The following is a 20,054-nucleotide window of genomic DNA, read 5'->3' as shown; positions in this document are numbered from 1 at the left end:
AAACCACACGATTATGAAGCAATCATTATTTCAGGATTTTGATGAAGTTTCTGCAAAACAATGGAAACAGAAAATTCAGTTTGAGCTACAGGGTTCAGATTATCAAAACCTGGTAACTCATACTTTAGATGGCGTAGACATTAGGCCATTTTATCATCAGGACGATCAAATAGAAGCTTTACAGATAGATTCTAGCAAAGATTGGTCGATTTGCGACCAGATTTTTGTGGTTTCTGAAGAAAAAAGTAATTACCGCGCTTTAAAACTAATCGAAAAAGGAGCTGAAAGTATCTGGTTTATCATTTCTTCAGAAAAAACCGATCTAAAAAAACTATTCAAAAACTTCGATTTTCATTCTACTCCTATTTACCTGAAATTCACTTTTTTTTCTGAAGAATTTCTAAAAGGTTTGCGTAATTTTTTTCAGGATAAAAATGCAAAAGTTTACTTGCAGATCGATATTATTGGGAATTTAGCGGCTTCAGGAAACTGGTTTGCTAACTTAGAAAGTGATCATAAAATTTTAGACAAAATTCTTCAAAATTCGTCGAATTTCGAATCGGTTATTTCCGTAGATACCATGCTGTATCAAAACGCCGGCGCTACGATTCCGCAGCAATTGACTTATGCGATCGCACATGCAAACGAATACCTGAATCATATTAACGAGGTGAATTTTCTTTCTGCGGAAGTAAAAAAAACGCTCAAATTGCAATTTTTAGTGGCCGTGGGGCCAAATTACTTTTTCGAGATTGCTAAAATTAGAGCTTTACGATGGCTTTTTTCAAGTATCGCTGAAGCTTACGGATTCAACAAAGAAGTTTTTATTCTCGCCCAACCTTCAAAACGTAACAAAACGCTTTACGATTACAATGTAAATTTATTGCGCACCACTACAGAAAGTATGAGTGCAATTCTTGGTGGTGCAGATGCTATTTTTAATCTACCCTACGATGCGGTTTATCATAAAAATAACGAGTTTGGTAATAGAATCGCCCGCAATCAGCTTTTAATTATGAAGCACGAAGCGCATTTAAATAAAGTAAAAAATGCTGCGGAAGGTGCCTATTATATCGAAAACCTAACTGAACAGTTTGCTGAAAAAGCCCTGGCGACCTTTAAGGATATTGAAAACGGAGGCGGATTTTTAAAACAACTGAAGGAAAGTATTATCCAGAAGAAAATAAGAGAATCGGCTGATAAAGAACAGGCGAAATTCGATGCTGGGGAACTTATTTTAATTGGTACCAACAAATATCAAAATCCGGCAGATAAAATGCAGGATGAGATTCAGTTATATCCGTTCTTGAAGAAAAATCCCCGAAAAACCTTGATCGAACCGATTTTAGAACGCCGATTAAGTGAAAAACTGGAAGAGCAACGATTAGCAACCGAAAAAACTGTAAACGCATAATTATGGCAAGAAAAGACCTTAAAGATTTACAGTTGATCGAAAAAAAAATAGGCGAAAAATCCACAATTTCGACCTATAAAACACCGGAAGAAATAAACATCAAATCTTCATATTCCAAAGAAGATATTGCAAATTTTGAGCATCTTAATTTTGTTGCCGGTACGCCGCCATTTTTACGCGGACCTTACAGTACGATGTACGTGCAACGCCCTTGGACGATAAGGCAATATGCAGGATTTTCTACCGCTGAAGAAAGCAATGCTTTTTATCGCAGAAATTTAGCTGCCGGGCAAAAAGGCCTTTCGGTAGCTTTCGATCTGGCAACGCACCGTGGTTACGATAGTGATCACGAGCGTGTGGTTGGCGATGTGGGAAAAGCCGGTGTGGCAATCGATTCGGTTGATGATATGAAAATCCTTTTCGATCAGATTCCGTTAGATAAAATGTCGGTTTCCATGACGATGAATGGCGCGGTATTACCCATTTTAGCTTTTTACATTGTCGCAGCCGAGGAACAGGGCGTAAAACCAGCGCAGCTTTCAGGAACAATTCAAAATGATATTTTAAAGGAGTTTATGGTGAGAAACACCTACATCTACCCTCCTACTCCGTCGATGAAGATCATTGCCGATATTTTTGAATACAGCTCGCAACATATGCCAAAATTCAACAGCATTAGTATTTCTGGCTATCACATGCAGGAAGCTGGTGCGACAAGTGATATCGAATTGGCATACACACTGGCAGACGGATTAGAATATATTCGTAAAGGTTTAGAAGCCGGGATGGATATCGATAGTTTTGCACCTCGACTTTCATTCTTTTGGGCAATTGGTATGAACCATTTTATGGAAGTTGCTAAAATGCGAGCAGCACGCATGCTTTGGGCAAAACTGGTAAAACAATTTAATCCTAAAAATCCAAAAAGCTTATCGCTTAGAACCCATTCGCAAACCAGCGGATGGAGTTTGACAGAACAGGATCCTTTTAATAATGTAGCACGGACTTCCATAGAAGCGGCAGCTGCGGCATTTGGTGGCACGCAAAGTTTACATACCAATGCTTTAGATGAGGCAATTGCTTTGCCTACAGATTTTTCAGCAAGAATCGCGAGGAATACGCAGTTACATCTTCAGCAGGAAACATCGATCACTAAAACTGTAGATCCTTGGGCCGGTAGTTATTATGTTGAAAGTTTAACGAATGATATTGCTGAAAAAGCCTGGAAACTAATTGAAGAAGTTGAAGATCTTGGCGGAATGACGAAAGCCATCGAAGCCGGAATCCCAAAAATGCGTATCGAAGAAGCCGCGGCTAGAAAACAAGCCAGAATTGATAACGAAACCGATGTTATCGTTGGCACCAATAAATATCGCTTACAAAAAGAAGAGGAATTGCTTACTCTTGAAGTTGATAATCAAAGTGTACGCAATCAACAAATAGAACGCCTCGAAAAAATTAAGGCAAAAAGAAACGAATCTGAAGTAAAAAAAGTACTCGAAAATCTTACAAAATCGGCTCAAACCGGGCAAGAAAATTTATTGGCTTTAGCCGTTGAAGCGGCAAGAAAAAGAGCTACTTTGGGAGAAATAAGCGATGCGCTGGAGGAGGCTTTTGGTAGATATAGGGCGAAAATTCAATCTTTTAGCGGAGTTTATTCTAAAGAAATGAAAGACAACGAAACATTTTTAAAAGCCAGAGAACTTGCCGATAAATTTGCCGAGCAGGACGGTCGCCGACCACGAATTATGATCGCTAAAATGGGACAGGATGGGCACGATCGAGGAGCAAAAGTCGTAGCTACCGCTTATGCCGATGTAGGTTTTGATGTAGATATTGGTCCGCTTTTTCAAACGCCAAAAGAAGCGGCAAAACAGGCAGTAGAAAATGATGTTCATATTCTTGGTGTTTCGTCACTAGCAGCCGGGCATAAAACTTTGGTGCCGCAGGTTTTGGAAGAACTTAAAAAACTAGGTCGTGAAGATATTATGGTGATTGTTGGGGGTGTGATCCCATCGCAGGATTATCAATATTTATTTGATGCCGGTGCCGTAGCGGTTTTCGGACCAGGTACAAAAATTAGTGATGCCGCAGTACAATTATTAGAAATCTTGATTGATGAGTGATGAATAATTCGAAATGCATAATTTTGAGCATCTTTTACCACAAATTCTGAAAAAATATAAGTAAATTCATTTCTGAACTTACAAATTCAGAATAATGGACTTCACAAAAAAAATGCTGCGTGACGATGCTTTAGCAGGCAAAACGATTGTTGTAACCGGTGGTGGTAGCGGTCTTGGAAAATCAATGACCAAGTATTTTTTAGAATTAGGAGCTAATGTTGCAATATCTTCAAGAAACCTTGAAAAACTTCAGAATACAGCTTCAGAATTAGAAAACGAAACCGGCGGAAAGTGTTTGCCTGTGCAATGTGATGTTCGAAATTATGATGAAGTTGAAAAAATGCTTCAACTGGTTTTGGCTGAATTTGGAGAAGTTGATGTTTTGCTGAATAACGCTGCCGGAAATTTTATATCTCCTACCGAGCGTCTTTCAGCAAACGCATTTGATACCATTATCGATATTGTTCTTAAAGGAAGTAAAAACTGTACGCTAGCCTTTGGGAAACATTGGATTGATAAAAAAACCGAAAATACCTCAATTTTAAATATTGTTACTACCTATGCCTGGACGGGCTCTGCTTATGTTGTCCCAAGCGCCACCGCAAAAGCAGGAGTTTTGGCGATGACCAGGTCTCTTGCGGTAGAATGGGCTAAATACGGTATTAGCTGTAATGCAATTGCTCCGGGCCCATTCCCAACCAAAGGTGCCTGGGATAGATTATTACCGGGTGATTTAAAAGATAAATTCGATCTGGCTAAAAAAGTTCCACTAAAACGAGTTGGCGATCATCAGGAACTGGCAAATCTTGCCGCGTATCTGGTATCTGACTTTTCTGCGTATATAAATGGGGAAGTTATTACCATTGATGGTGGGGAATGGTTAAAGGGCGCCGGGCAGTTTAATTTGCTGGAAGCGATCCCCGAAGAATTATGGGATCAGCTAGAAGCGATGATTAAAGCTAAAAAAAGAGGTTAAAACTCTTGCGATTGTTAAAGTTTTTGAAAAACCTGTTAACAAAATGATTTTATAAACCTATAATAAATTGTATTTTTACCTTCAAAAATTGATACAAATTAATGGGTAAAATCATCGCTATTGCCAATCAGAAAGGTGGAGTAGGAAAAACTACAACTTCAGTTAATCTTGCTGCTTCCCTTGGTGTTTTAGAAAAAAAAGTACTTCTTATTGATGCCGATCCCCAGGCAAACGCAACTTCAGGATTAGGAATTGATGTTGAAGAAATAGAATTGGGAACCTATCAGCTTTTGGAACATTCTATTACTCCAGAAAAAGCGATCATGGAAACAAGTTCACCCAATTTAGATCTTATACCTGCCCATATCGATTTAGTAGCTATCGAAATTGAACTGGTTGATCAGGAAAATCGTGAGTCGATGCTAAGAAAAGCAATCACTCCGCTTAAAGATCAGTATGACTACATATTAATAGACTGTGCTCCTTCCCTAGGATTGTTAACTTTAAATGCTTTAACAGCTTCAGATTCAGTAATTATTCCTATTCAATGTGAATATTTTGCCCTAGAAGGTTTAGGTAAATTATTGAATACTATAAAAAGCGTTCAGAAAATACACAATAATAAACTGGATATCGAAGGTTTATTGCTTACGATGTACGACAGCCGTTTGCGACTCTCTAATCAGGTTGTAGAAGAAGTTCAAAAACATTTCGATGAAATGGTTTTTGAAACAATCATTCAGCGAAATGTGCGTTTAAGTGAAGCGCCAAGTTATGGAGAAAGTATAATTAATTACGATGCGTCTAGTAAAGGGGCTACAAATTACTTAAGTTTGGCGCACGAAATTATTAAGAAAAACAGTTAGAGGATGGCGAAGGCTACAAAAAAACAGGCACTTGGTAGAGGTCTTTCTGCGCTATTGAAAGATCCTCAAAACGATATAAATTCAGCTGAAGATAAAAATGCAGATAAGTTGGTGGGGCATATAGTTGAATTGGAATTATCTTCTATCGAAGTCAATCCATTTCAGCCAAGAACCAGTTTTAACGAAGATGCCTTACGCGAACTGGGAAGTTCTATTAAAGAACTTGGGGTAATTCAGCCCATTACCGTTAGAAAACTCGATTTCGATAAATATCAGCTTGTTTCTGGAGAGCGTCGTTTTAGAGCTTCTAAATTAATTGGTCTGGAGACCATCCCGGCTTATATTCGAATTGCCAACGACCAGGAAAGCCTGGAAATGGCTTTAGTTGAAAACATACAGCGACAGGATCTTGATCCAATAGAAATTGCACTCTCCTATCAGCGCCTTATTGATGAAATTAGCCTTACGCAAGAGCAACTTAGTGATCGTGTAGGTAAAAACCGGTCTACCATTGCTAATTACTTACGGCTTTTAAAATTAGATCCAATTATCCAAACGGGAATGCGTGATGGATTTTTAGGAATGGGACATGGTAGAGCCTTAATTAATGTAGATGATCCTCAAATACAGTTAGAGATCTACGAAAAGATCTTAAAAAACTCATTGTCTGTAAGAGATACTGAAAAACTGGTAAAAGAGGCCAAAAACGGACCTGAACAAAAAACAGCTTCAAAACCTTCAATACCGGTAACCTATAAAAAAAGTATCAAGGAATTTACAGATTATCTTGGAACAAAAGTCGATGTGAAGGTGCAGAAAAACGGAAAAGGAAAACTTACGATCCCTTTTTCTTCTGAAGAGGAATTTAACCGAATTAAAAAATTGATCCAGGGTGAAGAGTAAGCAGCTACTTCCTGTACTGTTATTGCTTCTGTTAACAATTCAACTTAGCGCTCAGGATTCTCTTTCTGTAGAAAATCCAAGGCTAATTGAAAATCCCGAAGAAGCACAAGATCTTGAAGAAGAACAGGATTACAAACCATATAATGCTTTGGCACCTGCAAAAGCTGCATTTTACTCGGCAATTCTACCCGGTTTAGGTCAGATTTATAATGGCAGAATTTGGAAAGTACCTTTGGTTTATGCTGGGATAGGAATTCCTATTTATTTCTACATCGATAACGATCGCCAGTATGATCGCTACCGTACAGCTTACAAACAACGTCTAGCAGGTCGTGAAGACGAATTTGCCGGGAGAATATCAGACCAGGGACTGCGAAGCGCCCAGGAACTTTACCAGAGAAATAAAGAAATATCGATTTTAGTAGCCATAGGATTTTATGCGCTAAACATTATCGATGCTAACGTAGATGCACACCTACAACAATTTAATGTAAGCGAAGATCTAAGTTTAAAACCAAATTATAATCTCGATAAATTTACAGGAAAATCAAATTACGGATTTTCACTGAATTTTAAATTTTAAAAATGAAAATAGCACTTTTAGGATACGGAAGAATGGGACAGGCAATAGAAAGTATTGCTATAGAACGCGGACACGAAATTATTCTGAAGATCGATAAAAATATAGAAAGTTATAGCTTGGAAGAAATAGGAATCGATGTAGCTATCGATTTTAGTATTCCAGATGCCGCTTTTAAAAATATTACATCTTGTTTTAAGGCAGGTATTCCGGTAGTTTCTGGCACAACCGGTTGGTTAGATAAATACGATGAAGCAGTTGAAATTTGTAACGAGAACGATGCTGCATTTATTTATGCCAGTAATTTTTCTTTAGGAGTGAACATCTTCTTTGAGCTGAATAAAAAATTAGCCGGAATGATGAAGAATCTTGAAGAATATGGCGTAGAAATTGAAGAGATTCATCACACCAAGAAATTAGATGCTCCCAGCGGAACGGCAATAAGTTTAGCTGAGCAGATCATAGATGTAAATGAGCGTAAGAAAGGTTGGCATTTAGAAACTGCGAATGATAATGAAATTCCGGTTTTTGCAAAACGAATTGAAGATGTGCCGGGAACCCATACGGTAAGTTATACATCCAGAATCGATGATATCGAGATCATGCATACAGCGCATTCTCGAGAAGGATTTGCAAAAGGAGCGGTAGTGGCAGCAGAATGGTTAAAAGATAAAAAAGGAGTACATACGATGAAAGATGTTCTATCAAGTCTTTTTGAATAAAAAGACTTCTATTTTATCGAATTTTAGCAAAAGACATCAATATTTTTAGTTTTACTTTCAGAATAAATTTTGAGTAAACTACCTCAGTTTAATCTGTTGAGTCTCTTGTTAAAAATTAATTTGAATATCGAGGTTATAGAATATTAATCTCCATTATCGCGTAACGAATAGCCTTTTAGGCATACTAACAGGGAAATAATAAGATATGACATTTACAGAGTGGTTTATTTTCTTTCTGGTTGTGCAAGTGATTCATTTTGCCGGAACCTGGAAATTATATCAAAAGGCGGGAAGAAAAGCCTGGGAAGCTATGATCCCTATTTACAATGCTGTGATCTTAATGAAAATTATTCACCGTCCCTGGTGGTGGGTTATTTTACTTTTTATTCCGATTGTAAATCTTATCATGTTCCCTGTAATTTGGGTAGAGACCTTAAGAAGTTTTGGAAGAAAAAGTACCGCAGATACGTGGTTAGCGATTCTTACACTGGGATTCTATATCTATTATATTAATTACACTCAGGATGTAAAACATGTTAAGGATAGAAACCTTAAGCCTGCAACTACGGCCGGGGAATGGGTAAGCTCTATTTTGTTTGCGGTCGTAGCAGCAACCATCGTTCATGGTTATTTAATGCAGCCATTTACGATACCTACTTCATCTCTTGAGAAAACACTTTTAGTAGGAGATTATCTTTTTGTGAGTAAGTTTCACTATGGAGCCAGAATACCACAAACACCTATTGCCTTCCCAATGGTACATGATACCATTCCGGTTGCTGGAATCAAATCCTATTCTACAGAGCCTCAGGTGCCTTATTTAAGATTACCAGGATTCGAAGAAGTAAAAAAGAATGATATTGTAGTTTTCAACTGGCCTGTTGATACCGTAAATGCTTTTCAGCAATATGGTGACGGAAAATATTATCACAAACCTATTGATAAAAAATCCAATTATGTAAAACGTTGTGTAGCCGTGGCGGGGGATTCTTTAGAGATCATTGAAGGCAAAGTTTTTATAAATGGGAAACAACTTCAACTTTCAGAAAGAGCAAAACCACAGTATTCTTACGAGGGCACTACCGACGGACAGCAATTGAATGCACAGTACATGTATCAAATGTATGATATTACTGATGGCTTCTACTTTAATAGTGCGACTAACGAATTCGTAATTTCTGCATTAACTGAACAAACTGCACAAAGATTACGTAATAACCCTTATATCAAATCACTGGAACGCCGTATTTATCCTGAAGAACAAAAGTCAGCCAGTCTATTCCCTAACGATAATAAAAAGCGTTATAATTTAGACTATTTTGGACCAATATATATTCCTGAAGAGGGAAAAACAGTAGCGATCACTCCTGAATCTTTACCGTTTTACCGTAGAATTATCGAAGTCTATGAAGGAAGTGAAATGGGTATTGATAATACTATTAGCCTTAATGGTACACAGGTACTTTTAAACGGTAAACCTATAGAATCCTATACTTTTAAACAGAATTACTATTGGATGATGGGTGACAACCGTCACAATAGTGAAGATAGCCGAAGCTGGGGTTATGTACCTTATAATCACGTTGTTGGAAAACCGGTATTTATATGGTTCAGTAAAGATAAATATGCTTCAGGATTTTTTGATGGCATAAGATGGGATAGAATGTTCACTACTGTAAAAGGTGATGGTAAACCAGTTTCCTACCTACCTTATTTTCTAATTTTAGTGGTAATTTTCTTCGGATTTAATTACTTCAGAAATCGTAAAAAATCAGATTCGTAAAAAATGAATACTGTTTTATTACATCCGGCCTATTTTGGTCCTGTTTCTCAATACGCTGTAATTATGCAGTACGATAAAGTCGTTTTTGAACATTTTGATAATTATCAGAAACAAACCTATCGAAACCGAATGTATATCTACGATGCCAACGGAAAACTATTACTGAATATTCCTATAAAGCATAAGTCATCACTTACAGGTAAAACATCAGATGGCAGTCAGCTCTATAGTGAAGTTTTGATCGATAATTCTTTTGAATGGCAAAAGCAACACTGGCGTGCTTTAAAAGCTTCATATCAAACTTCACCATTTTTTGAGTTTTATGAAGATGAAATTATCCATTTATACGAAAATCGATTTTCTCATTTAATGGATTTCAATTTAAAATGCCAGTCATTTGTATTTGATGCTATAGGAATAGAACCTGAAATTACACAATCTGAAGAATATTTTAGAAATCCTGAAGGATTAGATAATGGTCGACATCTTATTTCAGCTAAAAAAGACTTCAATTTCCTATCAGATCGCTACCAACAGGTGTTTGAACCTAAGCATGGATTTTTAAATAATCTAAGCATCTTAGACTTAATTTTTAACCTTGGCCCACAAAGCTTAGAGTTTCTGGAGAATCAAAAACTCCCAGAATTTAATCTTTAACAGAAAAGGTCGTCAAAATAGGGTAATGATCTGAATACGGAACTTTAATTCGTTCGTAGGAGTTTACTTCAAACACTGTATCTAAAAGATGAAAATCTATTCTTAAGGGAAAATAGTTCAAATGATAAGTACTACTAAACCCAGCGCCCTTCTTCACATAAGCATCCTGAAAACGATCATTTCGCACATGGTTATAGGTATGCGAAAATGCAGTATTATTAAAATCACCACTGATTATTACCGGATAAGCTGATTCCTTGATGGATTGATATACTTTCTCAGCCTGATTTTGTTGTCTTACAAATCCATTCGAAATATTTTTCACTACTTTCTTCGACTCCTGTTTATCTTTAAAATTATCTACTTCCTGAACATCTTCAGTAACTTTAAGGCTTTGAAAATGGATATTATATACTCGGATAGTATCCTCTTGAATAAGTATATCTGTAAAAATTGCATTATTATTATCTCCGGTAAAGTCATCCAAATTAAAATCTAAAGACTGTTTCTTAATCATTGGAAATTTGGAGAATATGGCCTGACCAAAAGACGAGTTTTCAGATCGATATTTGATGTATTTGAAAGGATACTTTTCTTCTAAATGCTCATTCTTATAATATTCTTCAATGGTTAAAATATCCGGATCTGCTTCATCTATAACTATATTAATTTTGTCTGGTATGTTATCTTCATCCGTCCAGTTAGATCTATTGAACATCCTCACATTATAATTCATTATAGAATATTGTCCACCTCTTTCACTGCTAGCAAAAGGCCATTTGTAAAACTTAGAAGCAAAACCAAAGCCTACAATCATAATGATCAGCGATAAGAGCATATGTCGCTTCATACGCAACAGCCAGTATAAAAAGAAAACAAGGTTCGCAATGATCAAGATTGGAACACCTAAGGTGAGAACCGAAATAAGCGGATAACTTTTTGGTGCAATATACGGTAGAAAATAGGCTACGATTAGTGCGATAGCCAATAAAGAATTTAAAAAGAAAATGAATTTATCAAACCAAGATAGTTTTTTCATTTAGTCGTCTTTGCCTGCCTGAAAAAGAAAATCCTTTTCTGCCTTCGTTAAACTTTCATAACCACTTTTACTTATTTTGTCTAAAATCGCATCAACTTTTTGCTGCTTTTCAGATTTAGACATTGATGTTGATCTAGAGTTTGATGATGAAGTTCCAGACCTTTTATTGGAAGTACGATGTACTGTTTTCATTTTAGCTTTCTTCTCTCTCTTTTTGAAAAGATTAGCTATGCCGTCCATTAAATTCTCCCACCATGCACCTATATCATTACCTTTATGCAATTGCGTAGTATATAGATACCCCAAACCTGCTCCACCAAGATGCGCCAGATGACCTCCTGCATTACCCATTGGAATTTGAATAATATCTATTGCCACTAATGCGGCCGCAATCCACCAGAATTTTAAATTTCCTAATATTAGTAATCTAACATACATATTTGGCGCTTGCGTTGCAACGCCAATTAAAACAGCCATGACACCGGCTGAAGCTCCCACAAGGTAAGATTTACCACCTGCAAATGCTGGGAATAAATTGTAACTCAGCATAAAAACCAATCCACCAATAATAACTCCAAGAAAATAATAGTTTAAAAGTCGTTTTGGTGAAAAGAAATTTAAAAAATATATTCCTGAGAAATACAATATCAGCATATTAGAGATCAAATGAAAGATCCCGCCATGCAAAAATGAGTAACTAATAATCGTCCAGGGTTTCAGGATAAATTCTGCTGGATCTGAAGGTAAAACAAACCAATCATAAAAATTAGCAAAACCCGGAATTTCAAAAAGAGAAAAAATCGTGTTTAAAATTCCGAAGAATAAAAATACGATCACATTTACAGCGATTAGTTTCTCTGTAACAGAGGCCGTATTTATCTTATATCGTATTCTATCAGATGTTCTCATTTAGTCCCATCTATTTTGATTAAACTGATTTTTTTTCCAATACCACATTGTTATGAATCCGATAATCCCTCCTCCAATATGCGCCCAGTAAGCGGTGTTTGATGGTCCTAAAAGCGTTTGTCCAGTTACCGCTGAATAAACATTCAATAGAAAATAGCCACCAATTAAATATTTTGCTTTAATTGGGATTGGTATAAACATGATATACAAAGGTAGGTTAGGATAGATCACAGCAAAGGCAGCAGTGACTCCAAATATGGCTCCAGAAGCTCCAACCATAGGCACCATAAATGAGCTTGCAAGATCGTTTACTAAAGCATTACCGCCATTATACATCATCCCGTAAGCCTGCCCATCAAATTGATTTAGTAATTCATTAATTTGGGAAACACTCGCTCCGTTTTCTATCAATGCATTATAAGCGGAATTAAAGTCGAGATAAGCGAATAGGATCTGAAGTCCGGCAGCACCAAGACCGGCAGAAAAATAAAGGAATAAAAACCGACTCTGACCAATACTTTGCTCCAGAAAACTTCCGAAGATATAAAGGCCGAACATATTAAAGAAAATATGCGAAATGCCCCCATGCATAAACATGTGGGTGATCACCTGCCAAAACTGAAAATTTTGATTTTCTGGAAACCATAAAGCAAATAGCTCGTAAGCCCTTACACCTATTACCTGGCTACCTATAAAAAATAGAATATTTGCTATTAAAATTACTTTTACAGATTCAGAAATTCTTCCCATTTAGGTAAACTTTTTATCTAATTCGTCTACGGTTAAAGTGATAAAGACCGATTTGTTAAACGGACTAACATCTGGTTCTTTACACGCAAACAATCGATTTACAATGTGTTGCTGTTCAGTATTGTTTAATAAAGTTCCAGATTTTACTGCCATTCCTTTTGCAAGCGATTTGGCCAGCAAATCTGTTTGCGAAAATCCGTTATCGGGAACTTCATTTTCAAAGTCTGACAACAACTGTTCTAGCAAAATACCAACTTCACTTTCGCTAATTAATGTTGGTATCCCAGTGATCTCTACGTTATCAACTTCAATATTAGAAAAAATAAAACCAGTTTGTTCTAAAGATTCCTTAATTTCTTTGAGCATTTCCATTTCGTTTGTGTTGAACTGTAACTGTAATGGAAAAAGAAGCTGCTGGCTTACCGCCGCAGAGATCGTAATATTCTTTAAAAGCTCTTCATATAAAATCCTGGTATGGGCACGATTTTGATCGATCACCAAAATTCCACTTTTCAGTGTAGAAACTATATATTTTTTCTGAAGTTGAAAGGTGCCAGATTCAGGCTCGCTATGATTATCGTCAAAAAGCTTCCCGGTTACTTCTTCGCTTTCAAACTCTACCTGCTTAAACTGCGTTTGATCAGCCTCTGGAATAGCATTTAAACCAGCATATAAACTTTCCCAGGATTGTGTATTTTCTTTTCTGAAGCTATGACTTTTGCCAGATCGAATTGAAGATGTATTTAACTCATTTTCGAAAGGATTAAAACTACGATCCACTTCGATTTTGGGAACTTCAGCCTCTTTATTTTTATATTCATAAGGTGTATCCAGATTAGAATCACGATCAAAATCTAGCACCGGTGCCACACTAAATTGTCCCAAACTATGCTTTATGGCACTTCTTAACATAGCATAAAGCGCATGCTCATCGTCGAACTTAATTTCGGTTTTAGTGGGATGGATATTGATATCTATACTTTTTGGATTTACATCCAGGTAAAGAAAGTAACTTGGATAAGTTTTTTCCTTCAGTAAACCTTCAAAAGCTGCAGAAACTGCATGATTTAAATACGGACTTTTAATAAACCTGTTATTCACAAAAAAGAACTGCTCTCCCCTACTCCTTTTCGCAAATTCGGGTTTCCCAACAAAGCCCGAAATTTTTACAATCTCGGTATCTTCATTTACCGGAACGAGCTTTTCGTTGGTTTTGGCTCCAAAAATATTGGTGATTCGCTGTCTGTGATTTGTTGCTGGTAACTGAAACAGTTCGCCACCATTATGAAAAAGTGAAAAAGCAATCGACGGATGTGCCATTGCCACTCGCTGAAATTCGTCGATGATATGACGTAATTCTACCGCATCAGACTTTAAGAAATTCCGCCTTGCGGGAATATTATAAAAAAGGTTCTTCACGCAAAGTGAAGTTCCTTTGGGTGTTACGCAAGGCTCCTGAGAAGAAACTTTACTGCCTTCTATTTTGATACATGTACCAACTTCTTCATTTTCTGGCCTGGTTTTTAATTCCACATGAGCAATTGCCGCGATCGAGGCTAAGGCTTCACCTCTAAATCCTTTAGTATTTAAACTGAAAAGATCTTCAGCCGCTTTAATTTTTGAAGTCGCATGTCGCTCAAAACACATGCGTGCATCGGTAAGACTCATACCGGCACCATCGTCTACAACCTGTATTAAAGTCTTGCCGGCATCTTTTATTACAACCTGAATATTTTGAGCATAAGCATCTATAGCGTTCTCCAGTAATTCTTTAATAACAGATGCTGGGCGCTGTACTACCTCTCCCGCTGCAATCTGGTTAGCAACGTAATCTGGTAAAAGTTGTATTATATCACTCATTTAACGAGGATTCGAGAAGATAGACAAATCGAAATCTATAATCCACAAAAAAATAAAAATAAGGACAAGCGCTACATAAATCACACGACGGTTAATTTCTCTATTTCCACGATTTCGGCTGGCCTTTCGATCTCTAGACCATTGTGCACCAAAATCTATCGCATTTGTAGCTTCCCTATATTTATTAAATTTCGAATCAAAATCGTAAATATTACCCGTATCCTTACCGTTATAGTAACGAGGAGTATAATTGTAACGGGCGTTCTTTTTGGTTTTTAAAAAATTGACTCTCAAAATTATTGCTTTAAAACGTGGTACATCAAATTTACTTAAAAGCTTTCTAAAATAGAAGAGCTCTTCTATAAAATTAAAAAAGCAATAATAATGCCGCTTTAAAAAAGCGGCATGTGGATTATGATAAGATACTATCTAAGATTATTAAAATCTGGATTCTTTTCTTAGTTGTGCCATTTTGATGGCTGCAATTGCTGCTTCAGTTCCTTTATTCCCGTGCTTTCCTCCAGAACGGTCTAAGGCCTGTTGCATGTTATTATCTGTTAATACACAGAAAATCACCGGGGTATCGCTATTTACATTTAACTGGGTAATACCATTTGAAACTCCCTGGCATACAAAATCAAAATGCTTGGTTTCTCCCTGAATCACGCTCCCAATTGCAATGATTCCATCCAGCATATCGTAAGTTTCCTGCATTTTCTTGCAGCCGTAAGTTAATTCAAAACTTCCTGGTACATTCCAACGCACGATTTTTTTCTCTAATACACCATGTTCTTTCAATGTTTCGAAAGCGCCCTGAAATAGACCTTCAGTTACTTTCTCATTCCATTCTGAAACAACAATCCCAAACCGAAATTCTTTCGCGTTTGGGATTGAAGATTTATCGTATTCCGATAGATTATTTCCTTCGGTTGCCATATATGTTTATATGTTAGTTCATTGCCTGAGCCTGACCAATAAATACAGGAGCTTGTTCTGCTTCAGGAGACTCTGGATATTCATTTTCTAATTTATTAAGATACTCTAAAGCATCTTCAGCATTTCCTAACTCTAGCGCTGTAACAGCTGCTTTTAGTAAGAATTTTGGTGTAGTAAAGCTATTAGATCTCATATTAGCCGCTTTCACGTAATAATCTAAAGCTTCTTCTGGTTGCTCTAATTGCATAAACGCATCACCAATACCACCTGTAGCTAAAGGAGCTAAAACCTCATCATCACTACTAAAATCCTCTAGATACTCTATAGCTTCCTGGTATTTACCTGTGTATAAATAAGCGAAACCAGCATTATAAGATGCAATATTAGCACTAGCAGTACCACCGTAATTATCGATAATATCTAAGAAACCGTATTTACCTTCTCCACCATTCAAAGCCAGATTATAAAGAGAATCGCTCTCTGTAGCTCCAGCATTCATAGCAGCCTGCATATAGTTTTGAGCCTGCGCCATTTCGTTAGCAGCCTCGGCTCTTTTTGGTTCTTGTATAAATTGCTCGTATCCAAGATATCCCAAAACAGCTACAACAATAACGCCTAATACGATATAAATGTATTTTTGGTTATCTGCTACCCAAGTCTCTGTGCGACTAGCACCTTCATCTAGAGTGTTAAAAACTTCCTCTGTAGTAGATTGACCTTCTACATATTCGTTTTCGTTTGTTTCTTCTACGTCCTGGATGTTCTCCTTTTGTGGTTTATATCCTCTTTTCTTATACGTTGCCATAAGATATTTTTAATGCGTGGCAAAAATATAATATTTTGTGAAAATTAAAAGGGAAATTATTTGTATTTTTTCAATATTTTAAGCTCTTTCGCTTAGCAATTTCTAGCCTGCGCGGCAGATCGAAACCACATTGATTTTCAATAAATTATGCATTTAAAACAGCTTTCTCTATTAAATTATAAGAATCTGGAGTCGTCTTCTTTCGACTTCGATCCTAAGATAAACTGTATGGTTGGGCATAACGGTGTGGGAAAAACAAACGTTTTAGATAGCATTTATCACCTGGCTTTCGGGAAAAGTTATTTTAACCCGATTACCAGTCAGAATATTAATCACGATGCCGACTTTTTCGTGGTAGATGGCACGTTTGAGAAAAACGAAAAAGAAGAACACATCTTAGTGAGCGCAAAGCGTGGGCAAAAGAAAGTGATCAAAAGAAACCAAAAGCCTTACGAGAAAGTTAGTGAGCATATTGGCTTTATACCTGCCGTAATTATTTCTCCCGCAGATCGTGACCTTATTATAGAAGGTAGCGAAACTCGTAGAAAGTTTATGGATGGCGTGATCTCCCAAAGTGATAATGCCTATTTAAATAATCTTATAAATTACTCTAAAGTAGTATCACAGCGTAATTCCCTTTTAAAGTATTTTGCAGCCAATCACACCTTCGATCGTGACACCTTAGAAGTTTACAATCTTCAGCTTAATGACCTTGGATCGAAATTGTATAAAAAGCGTCTTGAATTTTTAGAAGAATTTGTTCCGATATTTAATAAAAGATATGCTGAAATTACCAATAATAAGGAACCGGTAAGCATTAATTATAAAAGTCAGCTTGCTGAAAAGCCTTTATCTCAACTTTTGGAAGATCAGCTTCAAAAAGATATGGTTTTGCAATATACCAGCGTTGGAACGCACAAAGACGACCTAAGTTTTGAAATTGAAGGTCATCCTATTAAAAAATTTGGTTCTCAGGGCCAGCAAAAGTCATTTTTAGTGGCTCTTAAATTAGCTCAATTCGATTTTATTAAAAAAATAAGCGGCGTAAACCCAATATTACTATTAGATGATGTTTTTGATAAGCTGGATGAACAGCGCGTTGCGCATATTGTAGCTTTGGTAGCCACAAAAGATTTAGGCCAAATATTTATAAGCGATACGCATGCCGAGCGTACCGAAAAAGTGGTAAAAGAAAGCAATCAAACCTATAAAATATTCAAATTGTGAAAATTAAAGGAGTATTTTTTTTCGTAGTAAGTATAATTCTATTAAGTTGTAATAAACAGGATCCAAAAGAACAGATCCAATTTTTAGAAGGCTACTGGGAAATTGATAAAGTTGAAGTAAGTCCAGATTCTACCATTACTTATAGAATGAGTGAGAATGTCGATTATTTTGAACTAAGCGATTCATCCAAATCATCAGGCCAGCGTACAAAACTGCGACCCCAGATGGATGGCACATTTAAAACCACCAATTCTGCTGAAAAAATTGATCTAAAAATTGAAGAAGACAGTCTAAGAATTTATTATAAAACTCCTTACGATAACTGGAAGGAAACTGTTCTTGAAGCTTCAGAAGAAAACCTGGTTATAAAAAATGCTCAGAATAAAATATATCATTACAAAAAATACAGCCCCATAAATATCGAAACCAATGAAGAGGAATAACGAAAATCTAAGTTTAGGAGACGTTTTAAAAGAGTTTGTTGAAAAGAACAATCTTGAAAAGGGCTTGGATAAAGTTCATGTTCGGGATGCATGGAATCAGCAAATGGGGCCAGCGATCCAAAAATACACCACTGCAATAAAATTACAGGGAAGCACCTTGTACGTTCAATTAAGTTCTTCTGTTTTACGAGAAGAATTAAGCTACGGAAAAGAAAAGATAGTTAAAATGCTAAACGAAGAATTAGGGAAAGCGCTTATAGAAAAACTGGTTCTTCGGTAAATTAAACATGTAAGTAAAATACCTCAGGGTATTATTCCCTTTGGCGGCGTCAATAACTTCAAAAAAAAAAGCATAAAAAAAGCTATCCAAAACCGGATAGCTTTTCTTTTTATTACAAAAAATATTCTTAGAACATTTCTCTACCTGCAAAGTGAAAAGCACCTTCGATAGCAGCGTTCTCGTCGCTATCACTACCGTGAACTGCATTTTCTCCTACAGAAGCAGCATATTTTTTTCTAATAGTTCCTTCAGCAGCATCTTCAGGATTTGTAGCACCAATTAAAGTTCTAAAATCTTCAACTGCGTTTTCTTTTTCTAAGATCGCAGCAACGATTGGTCCTCTTGTCATAAATTCTACTAATTCACCAAAGAACGGACGCTCTTTATGAACCGCGTAAAAAGTTTCTGCATCACCTGTTGTCATTTGCGTTAACTTCATGGCTACGATTCTAAAACCTGAAGCATTGATCTGATCTAAAATTGCACCAATATGCCCTTTTTCTACAGCATCAGGCTTAAGCATGGTGAAAGTTCTGTTTCCTGCCATTTCGTGTTTTTTAAATTTTGAGCAAAAATAACCAATTCTCTTCCAAATACAAGGTTATTAAAACTTTATATCGATTTTCTAAAATTTGACGCTTGTTTCTTGCAAAAGCGCATTTTCTACGCCTCTCATTTGCATATTAACTTCCTGATTTTCAAAACCAAAGTTCAAAACACCAAAACTTAACTGAAAGATCACCTCTCCTTCACGATACATATTAGGCTCTCCACTAAACCCATCGTAAACATGCGTCATCCCACTAGAAGTGAAGTCGTACAATGGCGCATCCAGACCTTCGATATCCGTTTTCGAAAATTCTGAAATATGACGATCGCCACTAATAATGATCGGGTTTTTAATTTCAGAACTCACAATTATATCTAATAAATGCTCACGCTCTTCTGGAAAATTCGCCCATCTTTCAAAACGGTGTTGGCGACTTAACACCTGGATGCTGCTCATTATAACATGATAATCTGCCGTGCTAGTGTTTAATTCATTCTCTAACCACTTCCATTGTGCTTCGCCTAAAATTGTACCTTCTCGCCCTTCATTAATAGGATCTCTAAAATAACGAGTGTCCAGCAAAATCACTTTTATGGTTTTCCCTTCAGCATTTAAATCCTGTGAATAATAAACGCCTTCTCGATCTCTACGCGAATCATCTTCAGGTACATTCATAAAATCGAGAAATAATTGCTGACTTTCAGCTTTCTTGCCCCACTCTTTCCCGGCATTATTACTTCCGAAGTCGTGATCGTCCCAAGTTCCCAACATGACTGTAGAATTTACCAACTGCTGATATTCTTCAACATTATTCTGAAAATTATACATCTCTTTCATCTTCTCCATATCTGGCGTATCGGCATAAATATTATCGCCACCCCAAATAAAAGCATCAGGATAATGAGCCAAAATGGGGTCCCAAAGTGGTTGCGGATTGTCCTGATCGTTACAACTACCAAAAACAATAGTATAATCGTACTCTTTTAAATCGATTTCCTGCTCGTCGGTATTAACGACGTTAGAGGTAGAATTACAACCTAAAAGAAATAATAAAACTGAAAATCGTAAAATTCTAAGCATTTTTGTTGTTTTGTGTCCAATAAAAATAAACATTGACTGCCAACTTCTAAAGACCGAAGCTAAGTTTAACGAAATGGTAAATTACCCGTATTTAAACAAATGCTGATCTAGAAAAAAATTATAGCAGAAATAGATTAAAGAAGGATGA

Annotated in this window: 21 protein-coding genes; 12 read left to right on the top strand and 9 right to left on the bottom strand. The window is 36.5% G+C overall.

Going from position 1 to position 20,054, the window contains the following annotated elements; translation table 11 throughout:
- The first annotated feature begins 13 nt into the window (after positions 1-13).
- The 9 genes from INR75_RS11235 (at position 14) to INR75_RS11195 (ending at position 10,027) form a co-directional block, all read left to right on the top strand.
- On the top strand, positions 14-1,414 hold the full coding sequence (locus tag INR75_RS11235; RefSeq protein ID WP_223088874.1) for a methylmalonyl-CoA mutase subunit beta: 1,401 nt from the start codon (positions 14-16) through the stop codon (positions 1,412-1,414).
- 2 nt (positions 1,415-1,416) lie between these two features.
- Positions 1,417-3,540 carry a methylmalonyl-CoA mutase gene (scpA, locus tag INR75_RS11230; protein ID WP_223088873.1) on the top strand — a complete coding sequence of 708 codons (2,124 nt, stop codon included), beginning with the start codon at positions 1,417-1,419 and terminating at the stop codon, positions 3,538-3,540.
- A 94-nt stretch (positions 3,541-3,634) separates the two neighbouring features.
- Positions 3,635-4,516 (top strand): SDR family oxidoreductase, encoded by an 882-nt coding sequence (locus INR75_RS11225; RefSeq protein ID WP_223088872.1) that lies wholly within the window; start codon positions 3,635-3,637, stop codon positions 4,514-4,516.
- A gap of 101 nt (positions 4,517-4,617) precedes the next feature.
- Complete coding sequence (locus tag INR75_RS11220) at positions 4,618-5,382, top strand: ParA family protein (RefSeq protein WP_092542488.1); 765 nt, start codon at positions 4,618-4,620, stop codon at positions 5,380-5,382.
- A gap of 3 nt (positions 5,383-5,385) precedes the next feature.
- Positions 5,386-6,285 carry a ParB/RepB/Spo0J family partition protein gene (locus INR75_RS11215; RefSeq protein WP_092542490.1) on the top strand — a complete coding sequence of 300 codons (900 nt, stop codon included), beginning with the start codon at positions 5,386-5,388 and terminating at the stop codon, positions 6,283-6,285.
- Positions 6,275-6,868 (top strand): DUF5683 domain-containing protein, encoded by a 594-nt coding sequence (locus INR75_RS11210; RefSeq protein WP_092542492.1) that lies wholly within the window; start codon positions 6,275-6,277, stop codon positions 6,866-6,868. The genes INR75_RS11215 and INR75_RS11210 overlap by 11 nt, the downstream gene beginning before the upstream one ends.
- Before the next feature lie 2 nt (positions 6,869-6,870).
- Complete coding sequence (gene dapB, locus INR75_RS11205; RefSeq protein WP_223088871.1) at positions 6,871-7,587, top strand: 4-hydroxy-tetrahydrodipicolinate reductase; 717 nt, start codon at positions 6,871-6,873, stop codon at positions 7,585-7,587.
- A 205-nt stretch (positions 7,588-7,792) separates the two neighbouring features.
- Positions 7,793-9,370 (top strand): signal peptidase I, encoded by a 1,578-nt coding sequence (gene lepB / locus INR75_RS11200; RefSeq protein WP_223088870.1) that lies wholly within the window; start codon positions 7,793-7,795, stop codon positions 9,368-9,370.
- Positions 9,371-9,373: 3 nt separating this feature from the next.
- The gene (locus INR75_RS11195) at positions 9,374-10,027 is read left to right on the top strand and encodes a WbqC family protein (RefSeq protein WP_223088869.1); all 654 of its coding nucleotides are present in this window, start codon (positions 9,374-9,376) and stop codon (positions 10,025-10,027) included.
- On the opposite strand, the gene INR75_RS11190 is transcribed toward INR75_RS11195, so the two are convergent.
- The 7 genes from INR75_RS11190 to INR75_RS11160 form a co-directional block, all read right to left on the bottom strand.
- Positions 10,017-11,066, bottom strand: a complete 1,050-nt coding sequence (locus INR75_RS11190; protein ID WP_223088868.1) for an endonuclease/exonuclease/phosphatase family protein — start codon at positions 11,064-11,066, stop codon at positions 10,017-10,019. The two genes, INR75_RS11195 and INR75_RS11190, sit on opposite strands and share 11 nt — an antisense overlap.
- On the bottom strand, positions 11,067-11,975 hold the full coding sequence (locus tag INR75_RS11185; protein WP_223088867.1) for a rhomboid family intramembrane serine protease: 909 nt from the start codon (positions 11,973-11,975) through the stop codon (positions 11,067-11,069).
- The gene (locus INR75_RS11180; RefSeq protein WP_223088866.1) at positions 11,976-12,725 is read right to left on the bottom strand and encodes a rhomboid family intramembrane serine protease; all 750 of its coding nucleotides are present in this window, start codon (positions 12,723-12,725) and stop codon (positions 11,976-11,978) included.
- Positions 12,726-14,585: a DNA mismatch repair endonuclease MutL gene (mutL, locus tag INR75_RS11175; protein ID WP_223088865.1), complete on the bottom strand. Its 1,860-nt coding sequence runs from the start codon at positions 14,583-14,585 to the stop codon at positions 12,726-12,728.
- Positions 14,586-14,879 (bottom strand): hypothetical protein, encoded by a 294-nt coding sequence (locus INR75_RS11170; protein ID WP_370629856.1) that lies wholly within the window; start codon positions 14,877-14,879, stop codon positions 14,586-14,588.
- A gap of 144 nt (positions 14,880-15,023) precedes the next feature.
- A complete protein-coding gene (ribH, locus tag INR75_RS11165) occupies positions 15,024-15,521 on the bottom strand; it encodes a 6,7-dimethyl-8-ribityllumazine synthase (RefSeq protein WP_092542510.1) in 498 nt (165 codons plus the stop codon).
- Positions 15,522-15,534: 13 nt separating this feature from the next.
- Positions 15,535-16,326 carry a tetratricopeptide repeat protein gene (locus tag INR75_RS11160; RefSeq protein WP_223088864.1) on the bottom strand — a complete coding sequence of 264 codons (792 nt, stop codon included), beginning with the start codon at positions 16,324-16,326 and terminating at the stop codon, positions 15,535-15,537.
- Between the two features lie 147 nt (positions 16,327-16,473).
- Here INR75_RS11160 and INR75_RS11155 point away from each other — a divergent pair, with 147 nt between their 5' ends.
- From INR75_RS11155 to INR75_RS11145, 3 genes are read left to right on the top strand one after another with little or no spacing between them, the layout of a single operon-like run.
- Positions 16,474-17,553, top strand: coding sequence for a DNA replication/repair protein RecF (locus tag INR75_RS11155; protein ID WP_092542514.1), 1,080 nt, complete (start codon positions 16,474-16,476; stop codon positions 17,551-17,553).
- Complete coding sequence (locus INR75_RS11150) at positions 17,550-17,996, top strand: lipocalin family protein (protein WP_223088863.1); 447 nt, start codon at positions 17,550-17,552, stop codon at positions 17,994-17,996. The genes INR75_RS11155 and INR75_RS11150 overlap by 4 nt, the downstream gene beginning before the upstream one ends.
- Positions 17,983-18,276, top strand: coding sequence for a DUF721 domain-containing protein (locus INR75_RS11145; RefSeq protein ID WP_092542518.1), 294 nt, complete (start codon positions 17,983-17,985; stop codon positions 18,274-18,276). Before INR75_RS11150 ends, INR75_RS11145 begins: the two co-directional genes overlap by 14 nt.
- Positions 18,277-18,403: 127 nt before the next feature.
- On the opposite strand, the gene INR75_RS11140 is transcribed toward INR75_RS11145, so the two are convergent.
- On the bottom strand, positions 18,404-18,823 hold the full coding sequence (locus INR75_RS11140) for a nucleoside-diphosphate kinase (protein WP_223088862.1): 420 nt from the start codon (positions 18,821-18,823) through the stop codon (positions 18,404-18,406).
- Between the two features lie 78 nt (positions 18,824-18,901).
- Complete coding sequence (locus INR75_RS11135) at positions 18,902-19,906, bottom strand: alkaline phosphatase D family protein (protein ID WP_255584521.1); 1,005 nt, start codon at positions 19,904-19,906, stop codon at positions 18,902-18,904.
- Positions 19,907-20,054 lie beyond the last annotated feature (148 nt).

Source organism: Zunongwangia sp. SCSIO 43204, assembly GCF_019904275.1.
Lineage (GTDB): Bacteria > Bacteroidota > Bacteroidia > Flavobacteriales > Flavobacteriaceae > Zunongwangia > Zunongwangia mangrovi.
The sequence above is the reverse complement of the archived record's forward strand: the minus strand, read 5'-3'. Positions and strand labels throughout refer to the sequence as shown.